The following is a 26,519-nucleotide window of genomic DNA, read 5'->3' on the forward strand; positions in this document are numbered from 1 at the left end:
CCCGCCCCGGGCCCCGGCTCAGCCCCAGAGCACCGCCCCCGCCCACGCCCCCACGATCAGCAGACAGGCGAAGAGCTCCACCAGCACGCTGGTGCCCGCCGCCCGCATCACCGTGCGGGTGGCCGCCCGCGCCTGCCCGTGGCCGCCGAGCCGCAGCCGTTCGGAGAGGTAGACGCCGCCGACGAAACCGGGGATCGCGCCGACCACCGGGACCAGCAGGAAGCCCAGGAGCGCGCCGGCCCCCGCGTACCCGACCATCCGCCGGGTGATGCCGACGCCCCGGAAGCGGCGCGGCGGCAGCTGCCACACGACCACCTGGGTGAGGAGCAGCAGGCCCGTCGAGGAGACCAGCAGGATCCAGGCGAGTCCGGTCTGCTCGTGCAGCGACCACCAGAGCATCCCGGCCCACACCAGCCACGTCCCCGGCACGCCGGGCGTCAGCACCCCGAACAGTCCGAGCAGCATCACCATCGCGATCAGCAGGAGCTGCCACACACCCATCTGCCAAGGGTGCCGGAATCCGCGTGTCCGCGCAGGTCGCGGGGTGCGTACGGGTCAGCCGGCGGCGAGCGGTATCGCGGCGGCGACCCGGTCGCGGGCCTTGCGGTCGATCAGCGGGAAGATCAGCTTCAGCGAGGTCTCGCTGTACGGCGAGGAGAGCACGAACGAGGAGTTGAGGATCCGCTCCCTGATCTCCGAGCGGTAGAGGTGGGCGCGCTGGATCGTCATCGTGTGCTCGACCGGCTTCGCCGTCACCCGGTCCACCCGGAAGACCAGCAGCCGCCGGTCGGTCATCAGCAGGTACATCGGGACCGGTACCGGCACCACCGCCAGCGCCCCGCCGCTCAGGAGCGCCGAGGCGACCCCGTAGGCGGCCGTGCGGCGCACCGTGACCGAGCTCAGGTTGATCAGCGAGGTCACCTCCACCCGCTCCCCCTCCTCCAGCAGCGGCGCGGCGAAGGCCAGCAGGGCGCGCAGGCGCCTTCCGTTCATGGGTGCTCCTGGGGGAGAGGGCCGCGGAGAGCGACGGGAACAGGGGAAGGGAAGAGGTCACGGAGTGAAACGCGGCCGCCACGATACGGCCATGTCTTGGCGTGCCCACGCCCACCCCCTGGCCCGGCAGGCCCCACCCCCTGGCCCGGCAGGCCCCGCCGGCCCGCCCTCACCGGCCCGTCCCGCTCCCTACCGCCGGGCCACCCACCCCTTCTCGTACGCGTGCCAGCCCAGCTGCAGCCGGGTCGTCACTCCGGTCAGCTCCATCAGCCCCTTCACCCGCCGCTGCACCGTGCGCAGCCCCAGCTCCAGCTGCTTCGCCACGCTCGCGTCGGTCATCCCGGCCAGCAGCAGCGACAGGATCTCCAGGTCCGTCGCGTCCGGACCCGGCGTCTCGTCCTCGGTCACCAGCGCCCCCGCGCCGAGCCGCAGCGGCAGCGCCTCCCGCCACACCGACTCGAAGAGCCCCGTCAGCGACTCCAGCAGCCCGCTCGCGTGCACCACCAGCGCGGCCGGCTCCGCGCCGCGCCCGGTCAGCGGCACCATCGCGAGCGTCCGGTCCGCGATCACCAGCTTCGTCGGCACCCGGTCCACGATCCGGATCCGCTCCTCGCGGCCCAGCGCCGCCGACAGCTCGATCAGCCCCGAGGGCAGCGTCAGCACCTCGCGCTCGATCACCACCCGGTAGCCCACCCCGCGCTCCGCCGCCTGCGCCTCCGCGTCGTTCTCCATCCCCGACACCGCGATCGGCTTGCCCGTCACCAGCGCGCAGACCTCCTCGGTCGCGCCGAGCTGGAGCTGGAGGAAACGATGGGTGACGGCCCCCGCGCCCGTCACCACCTCCACCAGGTCGTGCACGGCCGGCTCGGCCGCCTCCGCGCGGTACTCCCGGGCCAGCAGCGCCGCCGCCAGCTCCGCCTGCTCCAGCTCGTGCCGCTGCTGGGTGAGCAGCGCGCCCAGCGCCACCCCGGGCGGCGCGGCGACCCAGCGCCCGGTGCGCGCCGAGGACTGGGCCGCCAGGCCCTGGGACTCCAGCCGGCGCAGCGCCCGCTCGGTATCGGTCTCCGGCAGCGCGAGCCGGTGCGCCAGGTCGGCGACCTCCGCCGCGCCCAGGGCGACCAGCGCCCGGTAGGCGGACTCCTGCCGCTCGTCGAGTCCTATCGCACCCAGCATCGCTGACCCCACCCCTCACCGGACGTCCCCGGACGACCCGGACATTCGCCGGACGTTCACCGGACGCCTTCGTTCCGTTGGCGCTCTGGCGGGAAACGGCCACGGCGCATTCCCGCCGCGCCCATCCTGCCTGCACCACCCTCACCTCTGCCAATGTGGCGCCACCGCAGCACCAACAGCCTCTGGCCATAAGGCTTTTATGCCCTCATGACCGGAATCAGATGGGGAGAGCGATGCGCCCGATTTCGCGTACGGCCCTGGGGGCGGCGACCGCCGCCGTCCTGGCCGTCACCGCGGTCGCGGCGTCCGCGGCCGAAGCGCCGCAGGACGCCCACGCGACCGGCAAGCGACCACTGGTCGGCGGCAAGGCCGGCCAGGACGGGCAGCGGCCCGCCACCGTGACCCTGGTGACCGGCGACCGGGTGCTGGTCACCCGCGACGCCGACGGCAACCCGGCCGCCGCCGCGCTGCCCCGCGAGGACGGCACCGTGCCCCTCGTCCAGACCCGCCGCTCCGGCCAGGACCTCTACGTCTACCCCGAGGGCGCCACCTCCGCGCTGGCCGCCGGCCGCGTCGACGAGGAGCTCTTCAACGTCACCGGACTGGTCCGTCAGGGCTACGACGACGCCGGCTCCGCCACCCTGCCGCTGATCGCCGTCTACGGCACCGACCTGGCGACCGCCCGCGCCGTCCCGCCCGCCCCGCGCGGCGCCACCCGAGGCCAGGTCCTCAAGACCGTCGACGCCGTGGCCCTCACCGCCGACAAGAAGCGGGCCGCCACCTTCTGGGCCGACGTCACCGGACCCGCCACCGCCCGCTCGGCCGGCGGCGGCCTGAAGAAGCTGTGGCTCGACCGCAAGGTCCAGGCCACCCTGGAGCGCTCCACCGCCCAGGTGCACGCCCCCGAGGCCTGGGCCGCCGGCTACGACGGCACCGGCACCAAGGTCGCCGTCCTCGACACCGGCGCCGACGCCGAACACCCCGACCTCAAGGGCCGGATCGTCGCCTCGCGGAACTTCACCGACTCCGACAGCACCGACGACCGGCAGGGCCACGGCACCCACACCATCTCCACCGTCGGCGGCTCCGGCGCCGCCAGCGGCGGCAAGAAGAAGGGCGTCGCCCCCGGCGCGGCCCTCCTCAACGGCAAGGTCCTCGACGACTCCGGCTCCGGCGCCACCTCGTGGATCATCGCCGGCATGGAATGGGCCGTCGCCCAGGGCGCCGACGTCGTCTCCATGAGCCTCGGCAACCCCTCCGAGACCGACTGCACCGACCCGATGAGCCTGGCCGCCGAGCAACTCGCCCAGAACGAGGGCACCCTGTTCGTCATAGCCGCCGGCAACTCGGGCCCCGGCAACAACACCGTCTCCGCCCCCGGCTGCGCCCCCAGCGTGCTCACCGTCGGCGCCGTCGACCGCGACGACTCCACCGCGTGGTTCTCCAGCCGGGGCCCGGCCTCCGACGCGGGCCACACCCTCAAGCCCGAGATCGCCGCCCCCGGCGTCGGCATCTCCGCGGCGGCGGCCGGCGGCCGGGGCGTCTACGCCTACCAGTCGATGTCCGGCACCTCCATGGCCACCCCGCACGTCGCCGGTGCCGCCGCCATCGTCAAGCAGCGCCACCCCGACTGGACCGCCCGGCAGATCAAGGCCGCCCTCGTCTCCTCCGCCGACAGCGGCGTCCCCGGCGACACCCGCCAGGTCGGCGGCGGCCGGCTCGACGTGAAGGCCGCCATCGGCCAGACCGTCCTCGGCGCCCCCGCCGTCCAGGGCGGCACCTTCAACTGGCCCCAGGACCGCACCGACCGCACCACCGCGTCCGTCCCGTACACCAACACCGGCGCCAAGCCCGTCACCCTGCGCCTCGCCGTAGAGAAGGTCACCGGCAACGACGGCTCCGCCGTCCGCTCCCCGCTCGCCCGCCTCGACACCAGCACCGTCACCGTCCCGGCCGGCGCCACCGTCCGCGTCCCGCTCCGCCTCGACCCGGCCGCCCGCCTGGAGCGCGCCCAGTACGGCGACGTCACCGGCCGCGTGGTCGCCACCGGCCCCGGCGGCGTCCACGTCGCCACCCCGTTCGCGCTGTACGTCGAGCCCGAGACCGTCACCCTGCGGGTCAAGCTGATCGACCGCCACGGCAAGCCCGCCGACGGCGCCTCCTCGCTCGACGTCATCGGCACCGACGACTCCAGCGGCTCCCGCCGCTTCAACGAGGGCTCCGCCGACCAGGTCTACCGCCTGCGCGCCGGCAGCTACTTCCTCTCCTCCTTCGTCACCACCCCCGACCCGGGCGCGAACACCAGGCTGACCGACTCGATCAGCTACCTGGCCCGCCCGCGGCTGGAGCTGCGGAAGGACACCACGGTCGTCCTCGACGCCCGCGCCGCCCACCGCCTGTCGGTCCGCACCGACAAGCCGTCCGAGCTCCGCGGCGCGACCCTCGCGTTCTCCCGTTCCTGGGACGGCACCTGGCTGCACGCCGGCACCGCCACCGGCCCGCGCACCGTCCGCGGCTACTACGCCTCCGTCGAAGGCCGCGCCGGTGAGGGCGACTTCGAGTTCGGCAGCTACTGGCGCGCCGCCGCCCCGCAGATCGAGCGCCTCGCCACCCGCGACGGACTGCGGCTGCACCCGCTGACCGCCTCCATCGCCTCCGACAACCTCGACGGCACCGGCTCCGCCCGGCTCGTCGACGCGGGCACCGGCACCCCCGAGGAGCTCGCCGCCGCCGGGGTGAAGGGCCGGATCGCCCTGGTCCGCCTCCCCGACGACACCACCGAGGCGAGCGGCCTCGCCCGCGACGCCAAGAAGGCCGGCGCCCTCGCCGTCCTCACGTACCACCAGGCCGAGGGCCGCTGGTACCCCGGCGGCGGCTTCACCGGACCGGGCCTGCCGGTCCTCTCCGTCCCCGCCGACGAGGCCGTCGCCCTGCTCGACCGGCTCCGCACCGGTGAGACCACCCTCACCTGGAAGGCCACCGCGAAGAGCCCCTACCTCTACAACCTCGCGTTCCCCGAGACCGGCCAGGTCCGCGACGAGCGCGCCTACCGGGTCCGGGACCGCGACCTCGGCCGCACCGACTCCCGCTACGGCTCCTCCGGCATCGCCGCCGACTTCATGGAGTTCCCCGCCGCCTACCGGCCGGACGGCACCGCCGTCACCTTCGGCTCCCTGGAGACCGTCCCCGCCCCCGGCACCCGCACCGAGTACTACAGCGCGGGCGACACCTCCTGGCGGCAGCTCGTCGGCAGCAGCTTCCCCTACGGGGAGCTCATGGTCGGCGCAGCCCACCGCTACACCGCGGGCGAGCGCCGCGCCGAGCGCTGGTACGACGGCGTCATTGCCCCCACCGCCCCGCGCGACGCCACCGGCACGCCGGTCCTCGTCGCCGAACGCCAGGGCAACCTCATCGGCTTCGCCAACGCGATGTGGGGCGACTCCACCCACCACGCCGAGCCCGGCTCCTTCGGTGACATCGGCAACCTCCGCCTGAGCAAGGACGGCGAGGTCATCGACGAGACCGGCCGGCCGTCCGGAGTCTTCGAGGTGCCGTCCGAGCCCGGCACGTACACGCTGGAACAGAACACCATGAAGCTCGGCAGCCGGGTGTGGGCCCGCTCCACATCCGTCAACTCGGCCTGGAAATTCACCTCCAAGCTCGACGAGAGCGTCTATTCTCAGGGCATCCCGATTCTCTTCCCCCGGTACGACCTTCCGGAGGACGGACTCAAGACCCTCGCCGCGACCGACGGCCAGCGGATCGGCCTCAGCGCGACGGGTCACGCGGGCTACACCCCCGCGGCCCTCACCTCGGCCAGGCTCTCGTACTCCTACGACGGGGGCGAGACCTGGACCGAAGCCCGGGTCTCCCGGCAGGGCGGCGGCTGGACCGCGACCGTGAACCACGCGGGCGCGACCGGCAAGCAGGTCACCCTGAAGACCGAACTGACGGACGCCCGGGGCAACTCCGTCACCCAGACCGTGGTCCGCGCCTACGACGTGCGCTGATCACGCCGGTCCGCCGGGCGTCCTTCCCGTGGGGGGTGGGGTCGCCCGGCGGACCATTCATTCCATCCGACTTCCGCGAGACATTTCCGGATGTCCCGTTTTCTGACGGCCTGCACGGTGGACAATAAGGGCATGACTCAGCAGGGGGACAACTGGTGGGACAAGCTCTACGACGCCGCGGCCCCGGACACCGGGCCCGTCGCGACCTCCGACAGCCTCGACGAGCGCTTCGACTCCGCCGCGGGCACCACGACGGCGGGCACCACGACGGCCGGTACGACGGTCGGTACGGCGGTCGCCCCCGAGGCGCCGCCCTGGGAGCTCGCCACCGACGAACCGGCACCGCCCCCGCCGCCTGAGGAACCGCCCGAGCCCACCCTCCAGGTCCCCGCGCCCCGCCCCCGCGCCGGCCACGTCGGCACCCGGCCCCCCACCTACGAGGCCGAACCCACCGCGCTGCCCGCCGCTCGCCCCGAGGCGCTCGCCGCCCTGGTCGCCGACACCGTCCTCGACGGGGCCCGCTACGGCGCCTACACCCTGCGCGCCGCCTCCGTCCGAGGCGACTCCGCCCGCTACCGGGGCGAACCCCGCCGCGACGCCCTCCTCACCGCCCGCTTCGGCCACGACGAGGCCGCCCTGGTCCTCGTCGCCGTCGCCGCCGGACCCCGCGCCTCCGACCACGCCCACCTGGCCGCCGCCGACGCCTGCCGCTGGATCGCCGAAGCCGTCGGCCGCAGCCACGCCCGGCTCTCCGACGACATCCGCACCGGCCGCCGCGGCGACCTCAAATCCGGCCTCCACCGGCTCACCGACCGCACCACCACCCGGCTCCGTGGCCGCGCAGCCGACCTCGGCCTCACCCCCGAGGAGTACACGGCGGGTCTGCGCTGCCTGCTGCTCTCCGCCGACCCCGGCTGCCGCACCCGGGTCTTCTTCGGCATCGGCGCCGGCGGCCTCTTCCGGCTCCGCGACGGCGCCTGGCAGGACATCGAACCGCTGCTCCCGGAGCCCGCCCCCGGCGCCCCCGTCGTCGGCTACGGCTCCCCGCCCCCGCCGCCCCCCGAGACCCCCACCATGGACCTCGGCGTCCCCACGCCCCCCGGCCCCGTCCCGCCGGAACCGCCCCCGCCGCCCGCCGAACCCTTCCGCTTCCGCGCCTCCGTCGCCCGCCCCGGCGACACCCTGCTGCTCGCCTCCCCGGGCCTGGCCGGGCCGCTGCGCGGCGAACCCGCCCTCGCCCGCGAGCTCGCCGACCGCTGGGCCGGCGCGGAGCCCCCCGGACTCGCCGCCTTCCTCGCCGACACCCAGCTCCGCGTCACCGGCTACGCCGACGACCGCACCGGGGTCGCGGTCTGGGAGGCGTAACCCGCCGGGCCATGGGTTGATGGACCCATGGCCAAACAGAATGTCGCAGAACAGTTCGTCGACATCCTCGTCCGCGCCGGCGTCCAGCGCCTGTACGGGGTGGTCGGCGACAGCCTGAACCCCGTCGTCGACGCGATCCGCCGCACCTCCGCCATCGACTGGATCCAGGTGCGGCACGAGGAGGTCGCCGCGTTCGCGGCGGGCGCGGAGGCCCAGATCACCGGCCGGCTCGCCGCCTGCGCCGGCTCCTGCGGACCGGGCAACCTGCACCTCATCAACGGCCTGTACGACGCCCACCGTTCCATGGCCCCGGTCCTCGCCCTGGCCTCCCACATCCCGTCCAGCGAGATCGGCCTCTCCTACTTCCAGGAGACCCATCCCGACCAGCTGTTCCGCGAGTGCAGCCACTACAGCGAGCTCATCTCCAGCCCGAAGCAGATGCCCCGGCTGCTGCACACCGCGATCCAGCACGCGGTCGGCCAGAGCGGCGTCAGCGTCGTCTCGCTGCCCGGCGACGTCGCCTCCGAGCCCGCGCCTGAGAAGGCCGCCGAGATCGCCCTGGTCACCGCCCGGCCCACGGTCCGCCCCGGCGACGGCGAGATCGACGCCCTGGTCCGGATGATCGACGCGGCCGAACGGGTGACGCTGTTCTGCGGCAGCGGCACCGCGGGCGCCCACACCGAGGTCATGGACTTCGCCGCACGGGTCAAGGCCCCCGTCGGGCACGCCCTGCGCGGCAAGGAGTGGATCCAGTACGACAACCCGTACGACGTCGGCATGAGCGGACTGCTCGGCTACGGCGCCGCCTACGAGGCCACCCACGAGTGCGACCTGCTGATCCTGCTCGGCACCGACTTCCCGTACAACGCCTTCCTGCCCGACGACGTCAAGATCGTCCAGATCGACGTGCGGCCCGAACGGCTCGGCCGGCGCTCCCGGCTCGACCTCGCCGTCTGGGGCGACGTCCGCGAGACCCTGCGCTGCGTCACCCCGCGCGTCCGGGCCAAGGCCGACCGCCGCTTCCTCGACAAGATGCTGAAGAAGCACGCCGACGCCCTCGAAGGCGTGGTCAAGGCCTACACCCGCAAGGTCGAGAAGCACGTCCCCATCCACCCCGAGTACGTGGCCGCCGTCCTCGACGAACTCGCCGACGACGACGCCGTGTTCACCGTCGACACCGGCATGTGCAACGTCTGGGCCGCCCGCTACCTCACCCCCAACGGACGCCGCCGCATCATCGGCTCCTTCAGCCACGGCTCCATGGCCAACGCCCTGCCGCAGGCGATCGGCGCCCAGTTCACCGACCGCAACCGCCAGGTCGTCTCGATGTCCGGCGACGGCGGCTTCACCATGCTGATGGGCGACTTCCTCACCCTCGTCCAGTACGACCTCCCGGTGAAGGTGATCGTCTTCGACAACTCCTCGCTGGGTATGGTCGAACTGGAGATGCTGGTGGCCGGATTGCCCTCGTACGGAACCACCAACAAGAACCCGGACTTCGCCGCCATCGCCCGCGCCGCCGGCGCCTACGGCGTCCGCGTCGAGAAGCCGAAACAGCTCGCGGGCGCCCTCAAGGACGCCTTCCGCCACAAGGGACCCGCCCTCGTCGACGTCGTCACCGACCCCAACGCGCTCTCCATCCCGCCCAAGATCAGCGCCGAGATGGTCACCGGCTTCGCCCTCTCCGCCAGCAAGATCGTCCTCGACGGGGGAGTGGGCCGGATGCTCCAGATGGCCCGTTCCAACCTGCGTAACGTGCCTCGCCCCTGACGTTCATGAATGCGCGCCTCCCCAGGGGGCATTCATCCCCGTGAGCCTGTTCGATCCGACGCAGGGGTGGGGGATATGGCCGGGGAGGCGCGACAGCCGACTCAACTGCTCAGAAAGGTGGGACGCACCGATCTCACCGCGGTGCCGGAGGTGCGGCACGCCTTGCGGGCGTTCCTGGCGACGTGGGGCGCGCCCGGCGCCGGCGACGTCGCCGAACTGCTCACCAGCGAGCTGGTGACCAACGCCCTGATCCACACGGACGACGGCGCGGTCGTGACGGCCACCGTCGAACCCGCGCAATTACGGGTCGAGGTCAGGGACTTCGTCTCGGGACTGCGCCCCCCGCGCTCCCGGCCCGCCGACGACGACCCGCACGGCCGGGGACTGCTCCTGGTCCGGGCCCTCGCCGACTCCTGGGGAGTGGAGAACCACGAGGTGGGCAAGGTGGTCTGGTTCGAACTGAACGGCGGGGCCGCCTGAGGCGGCCCCGCCGTTCATATGAGGGAACTCAGCCGAACTGCTGCTCCAGATCCGCGAGCTTGCGCTCCAGGGAGTCGAGCCGGGGCAGCGTCTGGGTGTCGTCCTCGGCGGTGAGGTCCACCGTCCGGGGCTCAGCGCCCTTCACGGCTTGCAGGGAGGGCCGGTGTCGAAGCGGCAGCTGTCCGGGGTCCGCTATGGCGGGCTCCGCGACGGCGGCCTGCACCGGCGTCGCGGAGCCCGCACCCGTGCCGGTCCCGAGGGCCGACACCTCCACCTGACGGCCGCCCCCGCGCCCGAAGGCCCGGTGCTGCCGGTTGAGCGCCTTCAGCCGCGCCCGGTCCAGCTTCGCCTGCTCCCGCCTGCGGATCCGGTTGGCCTCCTTCTCCTTGCGGTCCTCGCGCACCTCGTCGACGGCCTCGTCCAGCGTCCGTACGCCTTCCAGGAGCATCAGCGACCAGGCGCCGAAGGTCTCCCGGGGCGCCCGCAGCCAGCGGACCATCCGGATCTGCGGCAGCGGCCTCGGGATCAGCCCCTGCTCGCGCAGCGCCGCCCGCCTGGTCTGCTTCAGCGCCCGGTCGAAGAGGACCGCGGCCGACAGGGACATCCCCGCGAAGAACTGCGGCGCCCCCGCGTGGCCCAGGCCGCGCGGCGCGTGCACCCAGTTGAACCAGGCCGCGGCCCCCGCGAACGTCCAGACCAGCAGGCGCGACCCGAGGGCCGCGTCGCCGTGGCTGGCCTCGCGGACGGCGAGCACCGAGCAGAACATGGCCGCACCGTCGAGTCCGAACGGGACCAGGTACTCCCAGCCCCCGGTGAGGTTGAGGTTCTGCCGGCCGAAGCCGACGAGCCCGTGGAAGGAGAGCGCCGCCGCGACCGCGGCGCAGCAGAAGAGCAGGACGTACGAGGCGGTGCCGTAGACCGCCTCCTTGCGTCTGCGGCGCTCCTCGCTGCGCTCCCAGGAGTCGTCGGCCGCGGCCTGGTCACCGGCGCGCTTCCCGCGCGCGAGGACCGCCACCGCCGTCAGGACCCCCGCCACCATCACGCCGCCCGGAAGCAGCCAGTCCAGCGATATGTCGGTCAGTCTCATCGGGGTGTCCCTTGCCTCGCAGTTGTGCCTCGCAGTTAGGCCGATACGGCGGCCCATACTGGCCGACCGGAACGGGCGGGCACGGGGTTTCGGGGCAAGAGCACGCCATCGGGTCCGCAGGCCATACGAATAGGGAGAATCGACTCGAACTGAAGCCTAGGTAACCGGATACGGGTGCGAATCCGATCACCCCGAAGGGCGGTGTAGGCGCGGGCCCCGGTCAGCCGGCGGCGGCGAGCCTGCGCACCCGCTCCTCGTCGGCGGTGCGGGGGCAGGTCGTGCAGGTGTCCTCGGGGCGCAGGGTGTAGAAGAAGCAGCAGGTCGCGCGGTCCCGGGTGGCCCGGGAGGCGCCGCAGGCCTCGGCGGAGCCCGCCAGCTCACGGAAGCCGGCCGGTCCCACGTACGGCTTGGCCGTGCGCGGCATCAGCAGCTCCAGCTCGGCCCTGGCCCGCCGCTCCTCGCCGAGCAGCTCCCCGATGTACCAGAGCCCCTCGACGATCTCGTCGGTGACCATGCCCCACAGCGCCCGCCGCCCCCGCCGCATCCGGGGCCCGAAGCCGGCCAGGAGCTCCTCGAAGTGCTCGCCGAGCGAGGCCCGCACCTCGGCCCGCAGCGCCTCCTCGTCCGGCACCACCCGGGCGCCGGGCAGCGCGGCGGCGGGGTCGCCGGGCAGGCAGGCGAACTCCTCGACCCGGACCGCGAAGCGCCCCAGAGCGCGATGGAAGGCCACGTTCCGTGCCGGCAGCCGGGGCACCCGGCGGTGCAGGAACCAGGGCAGCGTCACCAGCAGGCAGGCCGGCCAGGCGTACCGGTGCAGCCCGAAGCTCGCCACCACGTCGGGCCGGGCCGACTGCCCGTAGTCCCGGCGCACCTGGGTCTCGTCCCAGGCGAGAAAGGCGTCCAGGGCGGCCCCGCCGGCCCCGAGCCCGTCCGCGCCGACCCACCCCGTACCGCGGGGCAGGGACGCGTCCCGTTCGTGTTCGTCGACGCGCAGACCGGGGAAGACCTCGCCGAGCCGGGCGTAGGAGGCCGCGACGGGCGAGGCTGAGGGAGACGGCAGCAGAGCGGGGACGGCCATACGGGACCACCGAATCGCGATCGTTAGCAGGTTAGCCTTACCTTACCCGATACGCATGGTGTTTGAACTGCGACGCCGTCCGCCTATCGTGCATAACGGACCCCGGCACCGCGAGCCGGGCCCGGCACCAAAGCGCAGGAGGACCCGGGTGGAGCAGGGCAGTACGCGCGAGCGGACCACGGACCGCTCGGCCACGGCGGCGAGGGTCCCCGAACAGACCCGCGCCCAGGACGTCCGAGGCGAACACACCCACGGCGAGGACCCCGCCCCCGGTCCGGCCCCCCGCCCGGTCCGCCGCCACTCCGTCCGCGGCCAGATCCTCGAAGCCCTCCGCACCGCCCTCGTCGGCGGCGAACTCGTCCCCGGCGAGGTCTACTCCGCCCCCGCGCTCGGCGAACGCTTCGGCGTCTCCGCCACCCCCGTCCGCGAGGCCATGCAGCGGCTCGCCACCGAGGGCGCCGTCGAGGTCGTCCCCAACCGGGGCTTCCGGGTCACCGAGCGCACCCCCACCGAGCTGGCCGAACTCGCCGAGATCAGGGCCCTCATCGAGGTTCCCGTCATGCTCCGCCTCGCCCGCACCGTCCCGGCCGACCGCTGGACCGAACTCCGCCCGCTCGCCGAGGCCACCGGGGCCGCCGCCGCCCGAGGCGACCGCGCCCACTACGCCGAGGCCGACCGGGCCTTCCACCGCGCCGTCCTCGCCCTCGCCGGCAACCGCCAGCTCCTGCTCATCGCCGACGACCTGCACCGCCGCTCCCAGTGGCCGCTGGTGAGCGCCCCCGCCACCACCCACGGCGAACTCGTCGCGGACGCCGCCGAGCACAGCGCCCTGCTCGACGCCCTGATCGCCCAGGACCTCCCGGTCGTCTCCTCACTCGTACGGGAGCACTTCGCGGGGGCGCAGGACTGACGACGCGAGCGCCCCGGGCGACTAAGGTCGACCACGTCAGCACGACACCCGTCGCGACCGCGCCGACCGAGAGGTGCCCATGCCGTCCGTCCGCGCGGAGCGCCCCGGGGCCTCGGCCCTGCTCGGCTGGCTCACGGACCCCGAGGCCCCGCGCCTCTGCCTCGTCACCGAAGCCCCCGGCCTGCTCGACTGGCTGGCCGGGCAGACCCCCCGCGCCGCCGGCCGCCGCCGCACCGCGCGCGCCCTGGTCCCGCTGGCGGGCCAGTCCGCCCTGGGCGCCGCCTGGGCGATCGCGTCCCACCTGGGCGTGGTCGCCACCTCGCCCGCCGACCTGGTCCACGTCCTGGCGACCACCGAGCCGGGCCGCACCCCGCGCACGATCCTTCTCCTCCCGGCCCTCCACGCCTCCGCGGAACCGGCCCGCATAGCCGAACTGCTGAGGGACCTGGCCACGCAGGGCAGGATCCGGATCGTCGTGGAGACCCGCGAGGGCACACCGGAGCAGGCGATCCTCACGGCGTCGAGAGCGAGGGTGATCGACGCGGAACAGCACGAGGCCCCGCCGGCCCCGGCCGCGAAGGACGGGCCCCTCCCGGACCTCTCCGACCCCACCGCGGTGGTCACGGCGGACCCCTACCGGGTGACGGCGGGCTACGTGCGGGACGCGGACGACGGGCACGGCGGCCTGCGCGCGGCGTGGCTGCGCGCCGGACAGGCCCTCTGCGCGGCCGGCACCCCGGCGGACCGCGCCCTGGCCCTCCTGACGTCCCTGGGCGACGGCGCGGACCCGAGGCTCGCGCCGGCGCTACGCGAGATCGCGGAACCGGCGCCCTGGAAGGTGCGGTGGACGAGGGTCACCGGCGACGTGGCACCCCCCTGGCCGGGCCCGGTCGCCGCGCTGGCGGTCCAGGGCGGCACCGTCCTCGCGGCGGACCGCACCGGCACGGTCCGCCTCCTGGACGCGGCGGACGCCCACCCGAGGGGCCGCCTGGACCACCCGGTCCGGGGCCGGCTGACGGCCCTGGCCCCCACCCCCGACGGCACGGTCCTGCTCCTGGACGAACGGGGCCGCCTCCACACGGTCCCCGGCACGGCCCCCCGCCCGCCCTACCTCCAGCGCCTCACCGAAGCGGTGGCGGCGACGCTCACCCGGCACCCGGGCACGGCCCTGGCGGCGATCCAGGGCTCGGTGATCGTGGGCGACCGGCTGGGCTCGGTGCACGCCTTCGGCCTGACCGGCCTGCACCAGGCGGCGCCGCACAGCGGCAGGGTGACGGCGGTGGCGGCGGTGGAGTCGGAGACCCCGTTCGTGTGCAGCGGCGGCACGGACGGAACGGTCCGCCGCTGGATCCCGGGCGAGGACCCGGACCCGGCCCCCCTGGCGGAACGCCCGTCCCCGGTCGTGGCACTGCACGCGGCGGAGACGCCGTACGGCCCGTTCGTGGCGATGGCGTGGGCGGACGGAACCGTACAGCTGCACGCCCCGACGACTAGCGCCCACCGCACCTTCCGCCCGGGCCCACCCGTGAGGGCGGTGGCGGTGACGCGGGACGCGGGACTCCTGATCGGCATGGACGAGTCCTTGACGATCCTGGACCGCGCCACCAACTGAACGAGGAACGAACGGGAGCGGGGGGCGGGGAGGGGGGTGCGTTCAGGACGTAAAGCGTGATTTGTGGCGCGGAACAAGAAGCGGCTCTCGACAACCGCCCGCCCCGCGCCGTAAATCATGCAGTCCAGAACGCACCCCCCTCCCCGCCCCCCGCGGCACCACCCCGCCACCCCTACACGGCAGGCCGCGGAGTCAACTGAGAGGCGAGCCAGGTAGGAACCCCACCCAGCAGCCGGAACAGCCGCAGCGCCTCGGCGCGCAGCCGCCCGGCCTCGGGCTCGACCTCGGCCTCGGCGAGCGAGGCGAGAGCCGGGGCGGTCCCGACGAGATACCCCAGCTCCTCCCGGATGCGCAGCGATTCGGCGAACCCGTGCCGGGCCTCGGCCAGCTCCCCCTCGCGCAGGGCGAGCCCGGCGAGATGCCGCCAGGTGAACGAGAGCAGCAGCGAGTCGCCGTGGGCGGCGGCCCCGGCGTGGGCCTTGCGGTAGGCGGCGCGGGCGGCCTGCGGGGACTCGCCGAGGTTCTGCGCGATGAGCCCGCGCCGGAAGTCGAGAAGGGCCCGCCCGGACGACTCGGGTTCGAGCAGGGCGGCGGCGCGCCCCAGGGCGGCACGGGCCTCGTCGACGCGGTCCCGGACCCCCAACAGGGTCGAGGCGTACGCCAGGTACCCCCGCTCACACGCGGCGGCCCCCCGCTCCTCGTCGGTGCGGGCGACGGCCTCGGCCGCCCGGAGCGCGTCCTCCGCGTCGCCCCAGCCCTGCTCGGTGTAGAGGCACCGTTCGATCAGCAGGGCGGCCCGCTCCAGGGCCGCGGCGGGTTCCGTGGCGCGTGGGGCGAGCAGTTCGGCCGCGTCCGTCCAGCAACCGCGGGAGCGGAGTCTCCAGACCGCCGTCTCCAGTGGGGTTCCCCGGCCGTACGCCACATTGCCCTCCCCGAGCGCGCCATCGAGCTGTGAGTAGGAGCGCATCTCAGCACGCCCACGGCCCCGGGGCCAAGGGGTCGGGTGAAAGATTTCACAAGGAGGATGACCGCGATCGGGCGCCGGAACGCGGAACGGGGCGGCAGTGACCTGCCACCCCGTCAACTCCGTTGATCACCCGAAGAGATGAACGGATCACATGGAACGGATCAGCTCATCCGCAGCGCGAGGAAGAAGTCGAGCTTGTCCTCCAGCCGGGACAGATCCCGCCCGGTGAGCTGCTCGATCCGCCCGACCCGGTACCGCAGCGTGTTCACGTGCAGGTGGAGCCGGGTGGCGCAGCGGGTCCAGGACCCGTCGCAGTCGAGGAAGGCCTCCAGCGTCGGGATGAGCTCGGCTCTGTGCCGCCGGTCGTAGTCGCGCAGCGGGTCGAGCAGCCGCGCCGTGAAGGCGCGCCGCACGTCGTCCGGCACGAACGGCAGGAGCAGCACGTGCGAGGCGAGCTCGTGGTGCCCGGCGGCGCAGACCCGCCCCGGCCGGGCGGCGGCGACGCGGCGGGCGTGCCGGGCCTCCTCCAGCGCCCCGCGCAGCCCCTCGGCGGAGTGCACGGCGGCGCTGACGCCGAGGGTGAGCCGCCCGTCGTCGGAGAGACCGGAGGACAGCGGCGCCCGCACGGCGGCGAGCAGCGCGTCGGCGTGCAGCCCGAGCGCGACGGCGGGCGCCTCGTCCTCGCTGTCGGGCAGCGGCGCGGCGGCCAGCGGCACGAGCGCGATGGCCTCGTCGCCGCTGTGGGCGACGGCGATCCGGTCGGCGGAGTCGGCGCCGGCGGGGTCGACCAGGATCTCCTCCAGAAGCGCCTGGGCGACGGGCCCGCTGTCGAGCGTCCCGCCCTGCCCGGCGGTCTCGTCCCACTCGACGCGGGCGACGACGACCTGCCAGTGCGGCGCGCTGCCGAGCCCGGGCAACAGGACGGGCGCGGCGACCCGGAGCCGGGCGGCGATCTCGGCGGGCGCGGCTCCGGTCTGGACGAGCTCCAGGACCTCCTGGGCGAGCCGTCGCCGCACCGTGCGGGAGGCGTCGCGGCGGTCCCGCTCGACGGCGATGAGCTGGGTGACGCCCTGGAGCAGGTCGAGCCGGGCGGCGGGCCAGTCGCCGGCGTCGGCCTCGACGGCGAGCAGCCAGTCGGAGAGGACGGTCTCGCGGACGTCCCGGGCGGCGGGCGCGGCGCCGCGCCCGGTGTTGCGGATCGGGAAGAGGGAGTAGGTGCTTCCGCCGAGGTTCAGCCGGTGCGGCCCGCGCCGCCCGGTGCGGGTGGCGGCGAGGTGTTCGCCCGCCAGGGTGGCGGCGAGAGACGGCTCCAGGGGCTCCCCGGCGCCGGCGATCTGGCGTCCGGTGGGGGAGAGCACCCAGGCCCGGAGGTCGAGGTCGGACCCGAGCAGATCGAGGACGACCTCGGGCCCGCCCCCGGCGGGCCCGGAGGTCATGAGCCGCCGGTGCCGGTCGACGACGGCGGCGAGGTCCCCGGCCCGCTCGCCGGACACCTGTCGAACAACATGCTCGGTGATCGTCGCGAAAGCAACGGACTCGTTTACTGCGAACAGGGGAAGGCGGTGGCGCGAACACGCCTGTACGAGATCGTCGGGGATGTCGCCGAGCTCGGCTTCGCCGGCGGCCAGCGCGGCGACCCCGGCGGCGGCCAGGATCCGGACGAAGGGCTCGGCGTCGTCCGCGTCCCGCAGCCAGGCGAGGCCGGTGAGGACGAGCTCGCCCCCCGACAGATAGCGGCTGGGGTCCTTGAGGTCCGTCGTCATCACGCCACGGACGGTGCGGTCCAGCTCCTCGTCGCCGCCGAGCAGGCGCAGCCCGAGCGCGTCGTTCTCCAGCAGTGCGCGCAGCCGCATGTTGTCGCCGCCGTTCCTTCTCGTGGGTGTCGCGTTGTCGCCGGTGGCGTGGTGCCACCGTTTCCAGGGGAAAACGGAGAGGTTTCTGCTTCCCGCCGTTCGTTCGAATCTACAAGACGAGGATGGCAGCCAGCCAACTCCTTCATGTTTTCGGTGACTGCACCCGGACGACACGGGCTTGTGTACTAGGCCACACACCGCGTTAACAGCTCATGAAGAGATCGTCGAGGGCCGGCCGTCATCCCAGGCCCGTACGGACGACCCCCCCGTTCACTAGAAGCACAAGAAGAGAGCCACCATGGACTTCCTTCGCCCCGCCAGCTGGGAGGAGGCGCTCGCCGCCAAGGCCGAGCACCCCACGGCCGTGCCCATTTCCGGTGGTACCGACATCATGGTCGAGATCAACTTCGACCACCGGCGTCCCGAGTACCTCCTGGACCTCAACCGTATCGAGTTGCTCCGCGAGTGGGAGGTCGGCGAGGAGAACGTGCGCCTCGGCGCCTCCGTCCCGTACACGCAGATCATGGAGAACCTGCGTACGGAGCTCCCGGGCCTGGCGCTCGCCTCGCACACGGTGGCCTCCCCGCAGATCCGCAACCGCGGCGGCGTCGGCGGCAACCTGGGCACCGCGTCGCCGGCCGGCGACGCCCACCCCGCGCTCCTCGCGGCCGGCGCCGAGGTCGAGGTCGAGTCGGTGCGTGGCAGCCGCTTCATCCCGATCGACTCGTTCTACACGGGCGTGAAGCGCAACGCGCTGGAGCCCGACGAGCTGATCAAGACCGTCCACGTGAAGAAGGCGGACGGCCCCCAGCAGTACTCGAAGGTCGGCACCCGCAACGCGATGGTCATCGCGGTCTGCGCCTTCGGCCTGGCGCTGCACCCGGAGACCCGCACGGTCCGCACCGGCATCGGCTCCGCCGCGCCGACCCCGATCCGCGCCAAGGAGGCCGAGGCGTTCCTGAACGCGGCCCTGGAAGAGGGCGGCTTCTGGGACAACGGCAAGATCATCACCCCGTCGATCGCGAAGCAGTTCGCCGACCTCTGCTCGGGCGCCGCGAACCCGATCGACGACGTCCGAGGCACCGCCAAGTACCGCCGTCACGCCGTCGGCATCATGGCTCGCCGCCAGCTCGGCTGGACCTGGGAGCAGTACCGCGGCAACGGCCGCACGCTTGAGGGAGCTGCATAACCATGCGCGTCAATTTCACGGTCAACGGTCGTCCGCAGGAAGCCGACGACGTCTGGGAGGGCGAGTCCCTCCTCTACGTCCTGCGCGAGCGCATGGGCCTGCCCGGCTCGAAGAACGCCTGCGAGCAGGGCGAGTGCGGCTCCTGCACCGTCCGCCTCGACGGCGTCCCGGTCTGTTCCTGCCTGGTCGCCGCCGGACAGGTCGAGGGCCGCGAGGTCGTCACCGTCGAGGGCCTGGCGGAGTTCGCCAAGGAGCGCGCCGAGCACTCCGGCCACGGTGGCTGCGCCTCCGGCGCCTGCGGCACCTCGCTCGACGAGGCGAAGCGGTGGCAGGCCCGTCCGACGCAGGACTCGCAGACCGGCGAGGGCGTCGAACTGAGCCCCATCCAGCAGGCGTTCATCGACGCCGGCGCCGTCCAGTGCGGCTTCTGCACCCCGGGTCTGCTGATCGCGGCCGACGAGCTCCTGGAGCGCCAGAGCGACCCGTCCGACCAGGACATCCGCGAGGCCCTCTCCGGCAACCTCTGCCGCTGCACGGGCTACGAGAAGATCCTCGACGCGGTCCGCCTGGCGGCCGCCCGTCAGGGAGAGGCGGTCTGACCATGGCGCAGAACACGCGCACCGCTCCGGCGGGCACGCCGACCAACGTCACCCAGAACCACACCAAGGGCGGCATCGGCGAGTCCACGCTCCGCCCCGACGGCACCCTCAAGGTGACCGGCGAGTTCGCCTACTCCTCGGACATGTGGCACGAGGACATGCTGTGGGGCCAGACCCTGCGCTCCACGGTCGCCCACGCCGAGATCGTCTCCATCGACATCTCCGAGGCCGTCGCGATGTCCGGCGTCTACGCCGTGCTGACCTACGACGACCTGCCGGCCGAGGTGAAGAACTACGGCCTGGAGATCCAGGACACCCCCGTCCTGGCCCACGGCAAGGTCCGCCACCACGGCGAGCCGGTGGCGCTGGTCGCCGCCGACCACCCGGAGACCGCCCGCCGCGCCGCCGCCAAGATCAAGATCGAGTACAAGGAGCTCCCCGTCGTCACCGACGAGGCCTCCGCGCTCGCTCCGGACGCGCCGCTCATCCACGAGGGCCGCGACGACCACCACTCCGGTCACGTCCCGCACCCGAACATCGTGCACCGCCAGCCGATCATCCGCGGAAACGTGGCGGAGGCCCGGAAGCGGGCCGACGTGATCGTCGAGGGCGAGTACGTCTTCGGCATGCAGGACCAGGCCTTCCTCGGCCCGGAGTCCGGCCTGGCCGTGCCCGCCGAGGACGGCGGCGTCGACCTGTACGTCGCCACCCAGTGGCTGCACTCGGACCTCAAGCAGATCGCCCCCGTCCTCGGCCTGCCCGAGGAGAAGGTCCGCATGACGCTCTCCGGCGTCGGCGGTGCCTTCGGCGGCCGCGAGGACATCTCGATGCAGATCCACGCCTGCCTGCTGGCGCTGCGCACCGGCAAGCCGGTCAAGATCGTCTACAACCGCTTCGAGTCCTTCTTCGGGCACGTGCACCGCCACCCGGCGAAGCTGCACTACGAGCACGGCGCCACCAAGGACGGCAAGCTCACCCACCTGAAGGCCCGGATCGTCCTCGACGGCGGCGCCTACGCCTCGGCCTCCCCGGCCGTCGTCGGCAACGCCTCCTCGCTCGGCGCCGGCCCCTACGTGGTCGACGACGTCGAGATCGAGGCGGTCGCCCTCTACACCAACAACCCGCCCTGCGGCGCCATGCGCGGCTTCGGCGCGGTCCAGGCGTGCTTCGCGTACGAGGCGCAGATGGACAAGCTGGCGGCCAAGCTGGGCATGGACCCGGTCGAGCTGCGCCAGCTCAACGCCATGGAGCAGGGCACGCTCATGCCGACCGGCCAGGTCGTGGACTCGCCGGCCCCGGTCGCCGAGCTGCTGCGCCGGGTCAAGGCCCGCCCGATGCCGCCGGAGCGCCAGTGGGAGTCCGCCGGCGAGGGCGCGGACGTCCGCGCGCTGCCCGGCGGCCTGTCCAACACCACGCACGGCGAGGGCGTCGTCCGCGGTGTCGGCTACGCCGTCGGCATCAAGAACGTCGGCTTCTCCGAGGGCTTCGACGACTACTCGACCGCCCGCGTGGTGCTCCAGGTCATCAACGGCGAGCCGGTCGCCATGGTCCACACGGCGATGGCCGAGGTCGGCCAGGGCGGCGTCACCGTGCACGCCCAGATCGCCCGTACCGAGCTCGGCGTCACGCAGGTGACGATCCACCCGGCCGACACCCAGGTCGGCTCCGCCGGCTCGACGTCCGCCTCCCGGCAGACGTACATGACCGGCGGCGCGGTGAAGAACACCTGCGAGGCCGTCCGCGAGAAGGTCCTGGAGATCGGCCGCCGCAAGAACGGCTCCTACCACCCGGCGTGGGCGACCGCCGAGCTGCTCCTGGAGGGCGGCAAGGTCGTCACCGACGGCGGCGAGGTGCTCGCGACCCTCGCGGACATCCTGGAGGGCGAGGACCCGATCGACCTCGAACTCGAGTTCCGCCACCGTGCCACGGTGCCGTTCGACCTGGTCACCGGCCAGGGCGACGGCCACGTCCAGTACACCTTCGCCGCGCACCGCGCGGTGGTGGAGGTGGACACCGAGCTCGGCCTGGTCAAGGTCATCGAGCTCGCCACCGCGCAGGACGTCGGCAAGGCGCTCAACATGCTCTCCGTCGTCGGCCAGATCCAGGGTGGCACCACCCAGGGCCTGGGCGTCGCGGTGATGGAAGAGATCATGGTGGACCCGAAGACCGCGAAGGTGCGCAACCCCTCCTTCACGGACTACCTGATCCCGACGATCCTCGACACGCCGACCATCCCGGTCGACGTCCTCGAACTGGCCGACCCCAACGCGCCGTACGGCCTGCGGGGACTCGGCGAGGCCCCGACCCTGTCGTCCACCCCGGCCGTCCTCGCGGCGATCCGGAACGCGACGGGCCTGGAGCTCAACAAGACGCCGGTCCGCCCCGAGGCGCTCACCGGCACCCTGTAGGACCTCTCCGGACGGTGCGTGCCTCCCAGGAACGTCACACTTCCCCCGCCCGCACCGTCCGGGGACACCGCACCAACCGTTCGTCTCGGGCCGTCCCCCGGGTCGTGCAGCCCACGTGATTTCCCAAATCCCGCAGCTTCACAGATCAGAAACATCCTTCGAAGTCTGATGCGGGTGCCCCTTTGAACCTTGGGAGTAGGCCCCATGACCCAGTCGTCAGTGGAGCCCAAGACCACCGCCGAGGACGCGGGCTCCGGCTCGCGCAACCCCGCCGGCAGGTCTTGGCTCGACCGGTACTTTCACATCTCGGAGAGAGGATCCACCGTCGCGACGGAGATCCGCGGCGGCGTCACCACCTTCATGGCGATGGCGTACATTCTCCTGCTCAACCCCCTGATCCTCAGCGGCAAGGACGTGGACGGCAATGTCCTCAGCCAGCCCGCGCTGATCACCGCGACGGCGCTGTGCGCCGCCGCCACCACGCTCCTGATGGGCTTCTGGGGCAAGGTCCCGCTGGCCCTCGCCGCCGGACTCAGCGTCTCCGGCGTCATGGCCTCGCAGGTCGTCCCCGTCATGACCTGGCCGCAGGCCATGGGCATGTCGGTCGCGTACGGCGCGGTCATCTGTCTCCTGGTGGTCACCGGCCTCCGCGAGATGATCATGAACGCGATACCCCTCGCGCTCAAGCACGCCATCACCATCGGCATCGGTCTCTTCATCGCGATCATCGGCTTCGTCAAGGCCGGTTTCGTCCACGAGAACCCCGCTCCCGGCGGCGGTCCGGTCACCCTCGGCCCGGCCGGTGAGCTCCAGGGCTGGCCCGTCCTGATCTTCGCCGTCACCCTGCTGCTGATCTTCGCCCTGCAGTCCCGCAACGTCCCCGGCGCCATCCTCATCGGCATCGTCGCCGGCACGGTCGTCGCGGCCGTCCTCAACGCGGTCGCCGACATCCCGGCCAAGGCCTGGTTCTCCGGCGCCCCCGAGCTGCACGGCAGCGCCGTCTCCGCCCCGGACTTCTCCCTGATCGGGCACGTGTCCTTCAGCGGCTGGGGCGACGTCGGCTACATCACCATCACCATGATCGTCTTCACCCTGGTGCTGGCCGGCTTCTTCGACGCCATGGCCACCATCCTGGGCGTCGGCACCGAGGCGAAGCTGGCCGACGACAAGGGCCGGATGCCGGGCCTGTCCAAGGCGCTGTTCATCGACGGCGCGGGCGGCATCCTCGGCGGCGCCGGCGGCGCCTCCGGCCAGACGGTCTTCGTCGAGTCCGCCACCGGCGTCGGCGAGGGCGCCCGCACCGGCCTGGCCTCCGTGGTCACCGGCGCCTTCTTCGCCCTGTGCCTCTTCTTCACGCCGCTCACCGCGATCGTGCCGCAGGAGGTCGCCGCCGCGGCCCTGGTCGTCATCGGCTCGATGATGATGCAGAACGCCAAGCACGTGGACTGGAGCGACCGCTCCGTCGCGATCCCGGTGTTCCTCACCGTGGTCCTGATGCCCTTCACGTACACCATCACCACCGGTGTCGCGGCCGGCGTCATCTCCTACGTGGTCATCAAGAGCGCGCAGGGCAAGGCGAGGGAGGTCGGCGGCTTCATGTGGGCGCTGACCGGCATCTTCGTCATCTACTTCGCGATCAACCCGATCGAGAGCTGGCTGGGCGTCGGCTGACGACGCCCGTAACGCCCTCCACACACCATTCCGAGGAGTCGAGATGCTGGACATCGCCGAAGAGCTGCACCGGTGGGTCGAGCAGGGACGCGTGTTCGCCGTCGCCACCGTCGTGGCCGTCGGCGGGAGCGCGCCCCGGCAGCCGGGCGCCGCACTCGCCGTCGACAGCGACGGCACGGCGATCGGATCGGTCTCCGGAGGCTGTGTGGAGGGCGCGGTCTACGAACTGTGCCGGCAGGCGCTGGAAGACGGCCGCACGGTCGTCGAGCGCTTCGGCTACAGCGACGAGGACGCCTTCGCGGTGGGTCTGACCTGCGGCGGCATCATCGACATCCTCGTCACCCCGGTGCGCGGCGGGGTCTACCCCGCCGCGCTGGCCGCCGCCGCCTCGGGCGAGGCGGCGGCCCTGGCCCGGATCGTCGAGGGCCCCGACGACCTGATGGGCCAGGCCCTCCTGATCCACCCCGACGGCTCGTACGAGGGCGTCCTCGGCGGCCACCCCGAGCTCGACCGCACCGCCGCCGCCGAGGCCCGCGCGATGCTGGACGCGGGCCGCACCGGGACCGTGGCGATCGGCGAGGACGGCAGCCGCTGCGGACAGCCGCTGACCCTCCTCGTGGAGTCCTCCGTCCCGGCCCCGCGCATGATCGTCTTCGGTGCCATCGACTTCGCCGCCGCGCTGGTGCGCGTCGGCAAGTTCCTCGGCTACCACGTCACCGTCTGCGACGCCCGCCCCGTCTTCGCCACCAGGCTCCGCTTCCCCGAGGCCGACGAGATCGTCGTCGCCTGGCCGCACCGCTACCTGGCCACCACGGACGTCGACGCCCGCACGGTGCTCTGCGTCCTCACCCACGACGCCAAGTTCGACGTTCCGCTGCTCCAGATCGCGCTCAAGCTGCCCGTCGCCTACATCGGCGCCATGGGCTCCCGCCGCACCCACGAGGACCGCAACAAGCGCCTGCGCGAGGTCGGCGTCACCGAACTCGAACTGGCCCGCCTGCGCTCCCCGATCGGCCTCGACCTCGGCGCCCGCACGCCGGAGGAGACCGCGCTGTCCATCGGCGCCGAGATCGTCGCCAACCGCCGGGGCGGCACCGGCACCGCCCTCACCGGCGCCCACACCCCGATCCACCACGACGGCCCCCGCGAACCGGCCGGCCGGCTCGGCTCGGTGGCCTGACCGGCCGGCGGGAATCACCGGACGGGCCCTAAAGCGCCAGGTCCCGGAGGTGGGCGCAGGCCGCCGTCTCCGTGGTGTGCCGGGTCACCGGGTGGTGGGTGCCGCGTTCGTACACGCCGGTCTCCCAGCCCTCGCCGTCCGGTGCCGCCCGGAGGTAGACGAAGTCGGGCGGGGTGGGGACGGGCTCGTGCGCGCCCTCGATCCAGTACGCCTCGTCGGGCACCCCGGAATCCCGGAGCGCCCGTGCGAGGCGTTCGCGTGCGGTCACGCGGCCAGGCGTACCAGGTAGCCGTTGTCGAGGAGCCACTTCACGTTGAGCCGCTGGCCCTCGCCCGGGTTCAGGAAGGCGGCGTCCAGTTTGATCTGGCGCCCGCCGCCGGGCTGTTCGAACCAGGGGGCGATGGAGCCCTCCCAGACCACGAAGGTCTTCGTCACCTCGTACAGGTGGTAGTCGCAGGCGAAGGCCGCGTCCCGGGTGTTGAGGTTCTGCGGGGGCAGCGCGCGCTTGGCGTACGGGTCGCCGGCCGGGGCCAGGTAGCCGCCGTACTCGGAGCCGAAGCGGTCGAGCCGCGCGCCCTCGGCGAGGGCCTTGGGGGCCTTGTCCACCTGCCCGTTGACCTCGCCGAAGCCGTCGTTCGGCGGGTACTTCCAGCTCCCGGTGTCGGCCGGGCCCTCCCAGTACTTCTTGAGGAAGTCGGCGGAGGAGAGCCGCCCGGTGCGGTGGTAGTTCCTGAGCAGCGGGCCCACCGGCTCCTGCCACTTCCTCGGCAGGTGCTTCGGCCCGAGCCGCTTGTCGCCCTCGAACTCGCCGGTGCACGGCGCGTGCGGGCCGGCCGTCGCGCCGGGCGCCGGCGGCGGGGCGGTCTCGGCGGCGGCGGGCGCGGTGGCGAGGGCGGCGGTGACGCCGAGGGCGGCGAGGACGGCCCGGATCCTCAGGGCGGTACGGCTGTGCTCCACGCGGATGTCTCCTTGGGACGCGGTCGGACGGTGGTCGGACAGGTGCGCGGCACACGGTAGTGGATCAAGCGCGCAGGGTGACCGAACCCGGGCGGGAACCGGCCACGAGCGGACCGGCCGGGTCCTGCCTCCTTCTCGATTACTCCTGTACATGACAATCGCGGGATGCCGGATGGAGCCCGTACGCCCCGCGCGGCCGCCGGAGCCGCCGGGCCCCCGCCGGGGGACCTGGCGGCCCGGATCGACGCCTTCATCGACCGCCACCTCGGCGAGCCCGGACTGACCCCCGTGGTGGTCGCCGAGCGGCACCACATCTCGGTGCGCGCGCTGCACCGGCTGTTCCAGCGGGAGCCCGACACGGTCGCCGCCACCATCCGCCGCCGCCGGCTCGAACGCTGCCGCGCCGATCTCGCCGACCGGCGGCTGCGCGGCCGGTCGATCGCCGCGCTGGCCGCCCGCTGGGGCTTCCTGGTCCCCGCCGAGTTCAGCCGCGCCTTCCGGGGCGCGTACGGCGTGACGCCCCGCGACTTCCGCCGCGAGGCCGCCCGCCGGCACGAGCGCGCGGCGGGCGCGCGCCGAGCCGGGCGCGGATCCACAAGAACCCGCGCGGTGCCGGTGCCACGCTGGGGGTCCGCGGATTCTCAGGGGGAGAACCCGCAAGGGACGGAAGCGAGTTGATCCATGACGGGGAAGAAGATGTTCGTCGCCGCGGCGGCCCTGGCCATGACGGCGCTGCCGCTGGCCGGTGCCGGACCCGCCGCCGCGACGACGTCCGGCGCGGACTCCCGGGTCTCCTGCCCGAGCGGCTACTACTACTGGTGCGACGAGCTCGGCGCCAACGGCATCATGGCCTCGCTGTACATCCACAACGGCGCCGACACCGGCGGCCACGACTGGGCGTACGCCAGGCTCCAGACGCTGCACGCGGGCCAGAACCTCTGGGTGCTGACCTCGAACGGCAGCGGCGGCTGGGACTGGTACGGCATCCCGGCCAACGACTCGATCGGCGACGGCTACCGGGAGGCCAAGTTCGACAAGTCCGACGCGGGCGTCCTGATCAAGATCGCCGTCTACGACTACGACAACGGCCGGTACATGTACAGCAACGCGCACTGACCCGGCGCCCCGGAGCCCGGCACCCCCGTGGTGCCGGGCTCCCGGGGCGTGTCCGACGACTCCCGCCGGGTCCGGCCCGCCCGGCACGCGCGCTCGGACCG

22 protein-coding genes are annotated in these 26,519 nt (G+C 73.4%); 13 read left to right on the forward strand and 9 right to left on the reverse strand.

The window, feature by feature from the left end:
* Positions 1 to 18: 18 nt before the first annotated feature.
* The 3 genes from ACZ6J5_RS16515 to ACZ6J5_RS16525 form a co-directional block, all read right to left on the reverse strand.
* Positions 19 to 501, reverse strand: a complete 483-nt coding sequence (locus tag ACZ6J5_RS16515; RefSeq protein WP_469391964.1) for a DUF456 domain-containing protein — start codon at positions 499 to 501, stop codon at positions 19 to 21.
* Between the two features lie 54 nt (positions 502 to 555).
* On the reverse strand, positions 556 to 993 hold the full coding sequence (locus ACZ6J5_RS16520) for a hypothetical protein (protein WP_469391966.1): 438 nt from the start codon (positions 991 to 993) through the stop codon (positions 556 to 558).
* 189 nt (positions 994 to 1,182) lie between these two features.
* Complete coding sequence (locus ACZ6J5_RS16525; protein ID WP_469391968.1) at positions 1,183 to 2,166, reverse strand: helix-turn-helix domain-containing protein; 984 nt, start codon at positions 2,164 to 2,166, stop codon at positions 1,183 to 1,185.
* A gap of 233 nt (positions 2,167 to 2,399) precedes the next feature.
* On the opposite strand from ACZ6J5_RS16525, the gene ACZ6J5_RS16530 reads away from it, so the two are divergent.
* The 4 genes from ACZ6J5_RS16530 (at position 2,400) to ACZ6J5_RS16545 (ending at position 9,791) form a co-directional block, all read left to right on the forward strand.
* On the forward strand, positions 2,400 to 6,176 hold the full coding sequence (locus ACZ6J5_RS16530) for a S8 family peptidase (RefSeq protein ID WP_469391970.1): 3,777 nt from the start codon (positions 2,400 to 2,402) through the stop codon (positions 6,174 to 6,176).
* Positions 6,177 to 6,308: 132 nt separating this feature from the next.
* The gene (locus ACZ6J5_RS16535; RefSeq protein ID WP_469391972.1) at positions 6,309 to 7,541 is read left to right on the forward strand and encodes a protein phosphatase 2C domain-containing protein; all 1,233 of its coding nucleotides are present in this window, start codon (positions 6,309 to 6,311) and stop codon (positions 7,539 to 7,541) included.
* Positions 7,542 to 7,568: 27 nt separating this feature from the next.
* Entirely contained in the window at positions 7,569 to 9,311 is a 1,743-nt protein-coding gene (locus ACZ6J5_RS16540; RefSeq protein ID WP_469391974.1) for a pyruvate dehydrogenase, read from the forward strand.
* A gap of 75 nt (positions 9,312 to 9,386) precedes the next feature.
* Positions 9,387 to 9,791, forward strand: coding sequence for an ATP-binding protein (locus ACZ6J5_RS16545; protein WP_469391976.1), 405 nt, complete (start codon positions 9,387 to 9,389; stop codon positions 9,789 to 9,791).
* 28 nt (positions 9,792 to 9,819) lie between these two features.
* Here ACZ6J5_RS16545 and ACZ6J5_RS16550 read toward each other — a convergent pair whose 3' ends face one another.
* Together ACZ6J5_RS16550 and ACZ6J5_RS16555 are read right to left on the reverse strand one after the other, a co-directional pair.
* Positions 9,820 to 10,878: a DUF2637 domain-containing protein gene (locus ACZ6J5_RS16550; RefSeq protein ID WP_469391977.1), complete on the reverse strand. Its 1,059-nt coding sequence runs from the start codon at positions 10,876 to 10,878 to the stop codon at positions 9,820 to 9,822.
* A gap of 220 nt (positions 10,879 to 11,098) precedes the next feature.
* Complete coding sequence (locus ACZ6J5_RS16555; protein ID WP_469391979.1) at positions 11,099 to 11,956, reverse strand: (2Fe-2S)-binding protein; 858 nt, start codon at positions 11,954 to 11,956, stop codon at positions 11,099 to 11,101.
* A 148-nt stretch (positions 11,957 to 12,104) separates the two neighbouring features.
* Here ACZ6J5_RS16555 and ACZ6J5_RS16560 point away from each other — a divergent pair, with 148 nt between their 5' ends.
* Both ACZ6J5_RS16560 and ACZ6J5_RS16565 read left to right on the forward strand, forming a co-directional pair.
* On the forward strand, positions 12,105 to 12,866 hold the full coding sequence (locus ACZ6J5_RS16560; protein ID WP_469391981.1) for a GntR family transcriptional regulator: 762 nt from the start codon (positions 12,105 to 12,107) through the stop codon (positions 12,864 to 12,866).
* A gap of 79 nt (positions 12,867 to 12,945) precedes the next feature.
* On the forward strand, positions 12,946 to 14,478 hold the full coding sequence (locus tag ACZ6J5_RS16565) for a WD40 repeat domain-containing protein (protein WP_469391983.1): 1,533 nt from the start codon (positions 12,946 to 12,948) through the stop codon (positions 14,476 to 14,478).
* 172 nt (positions 14,479 to 14,650) lie between these two features.
* Here the strand turns inward: ACZ6J5_RS16565 and ACZ6J5_RS16570 are convergent, their stop codons facing one another.
* Complete coding sequence (locus ACZ6J5_RS16570) at positions 14,651 to 15,445, reverse strand: hypothetical protein (RefSeq protein WP_469391984.1); 795 nt, start codon at positions 15,443 to 15,445, stop codon at positions 14,651 to 14,653.
* A 161-nt stretch (positions 15,446 to 15,606) separates the two neighbouring features.
* A complete protein-coding gene (locus ACZ6J5_RS16575) occupies positions 15,607 to 17,298 on the reverse strand; it encodes a PucR family transcriptional regulator (RefSeq protein WP_469391986.1) in 1,692 nt (563 codons plus the stop codon).
* 298 nt (positions 17,299 to 17,596) lie between these two features.
* Between ACZ6J5_RS16575 and ACZ6J5_RS16580 the strand changes: the two genes are divergently transcribed.
* The 5 genes from ACZ6J5_RS16580 to ACZ6J5_RS16600 all read left to right on the forward strand — a co-directional run bounded on the left by ACZ6J5_RS16580 (position 17,597) and on the right by ACZ6J5_RS16600 (position 24,345).
* A complete protein-coding gene (locus ACZ6J5_RS16580) occupies positions 17,597 to 18,487 on the forward strand; it encodes an FAD binding domain-containing protein (RefSeq protein WP_469391988.1) in 891 nt (296 codons plus the stop codon).
* A 2-nt stretch (positions 18,488 to 18,489) separates the two neighbouring features.
* On the forward strand, positions 18,490 to 19,086 hold the full coding sequence (locus tag ACZ6J5_RS16585; RefSeq protein WP_469391990.1) for a (2Fe-2S)-binding protein: 597 nt from the start codon (positions 18,490 to 18,492) through the stop codon (positions 19,084 to 19,086).
* A 2-nt stretch (positions 19,087 to 19,088) separates the two neighbouring features.
* Positions 19,089 to 21,494, forward strand: a complete 2,406-nt coding sequence (gene pucD / locus ACZ6J5_RS16590) for a xanthine dehydrogenase subunit D (RefSeq protein WP_469391991.1) — start codon at positions 19,089 to 19,091, stop codon at positions 21,492 to 21,494.
* A gap of 204 nt (positions 21,495 to 21,698) precedes the next feature.
* Positions 21,699 to 23,165, forward strand: a complete 1,467-nt coding sequence (locus ACZ6J5_RS16595; RefSeq protein WP_469391993.1) for an NCS2 family permease — start codon at positions 21,699 to 21,701, stop codon at positions 23,163 to 23,165.
* Positions 23,166 to 23,208: 43 nt separating this feature from the next.
* Positions 23,209 to 24,345 carry an XdhC family protein gene (locus tag ACZ6J5_RS16600; protein ID WP_469391995.1) on the forward strand — a complete coding sequence of 379 codons (1,137 nt, stop codon included), beginning with the start codon at positions 23,209 to 23,211 and terminating at the stop codon, positions 24,343 to 24,345.
* Positions 24,346 to 24,373: 28 nt separating this feature from the next.
* On the opposite strand, the gene ACZ6J5_RS16605 is transcribed toward ACZ6J5_RS16600, so the two are convergent.
* Together ACZ6J5_RS16605 and ACZ6J5_RS16610 are read right to left on the reverse strand one after the other, a co-directional pair.
* Entirely contained in the window at positions 24,374 to 24,613 is a 240-nt protein-coding gene (locus ACZ6J5_RS16605) for a hypothetical protein (RefSeq protein WP_469391997.1), read from the reverse strand.
* Entirely contained in the window at positions 24,610 to 25,302 is a 693-nt protein-coding gene (locus tag ACZ6J5_RS16610) for a TNT domain-containing protein (RefSeq protein WP_469391998.1), read from the reverse strand. Before ACZ6J5_RS16610 ends, ACZ6J5_RS16605 begins: the two co-directional genes overlap by 4 nt.
* 165 nt (positions 25,303 to 25,467) lie before the next feature.
* Between ACZ6J5_RS16610 and ACZ6J5_RS16615 the strand changes: the two genes are divergently transcribed.
* Positions 25,468 to 25,980, forward strand: coding sequence for a helix-turn-helix domain-containing protein (locus tag ACZ6J5_RS16615; protein WP_469392000.1), 513 nt, complete (start codon positions 25,468 to 25,470; stop codon positions 25,978 to 25,980).
* A 3-nt stretch (positions 25,981 to 25,983) separates the two neighbouring features.
* The gene (locus tag ACZ6J5_RS16620; protein WP_469392002.1) at positions 25,984 to 26,418 is read left to right on the forward strand and encodes a hypothetical protein; all 435 of its coding nucleotides are present in this window, start codon (positions 25,984 to 25,986) and stop codon (positions 26,416 to 26,418) included.
* Positions 26,419 to 26,519: the final 101 nt, after the last annotated feature.

The organism is Streptomyces sp. NPDC042100 (assembly GCF_055582325.1).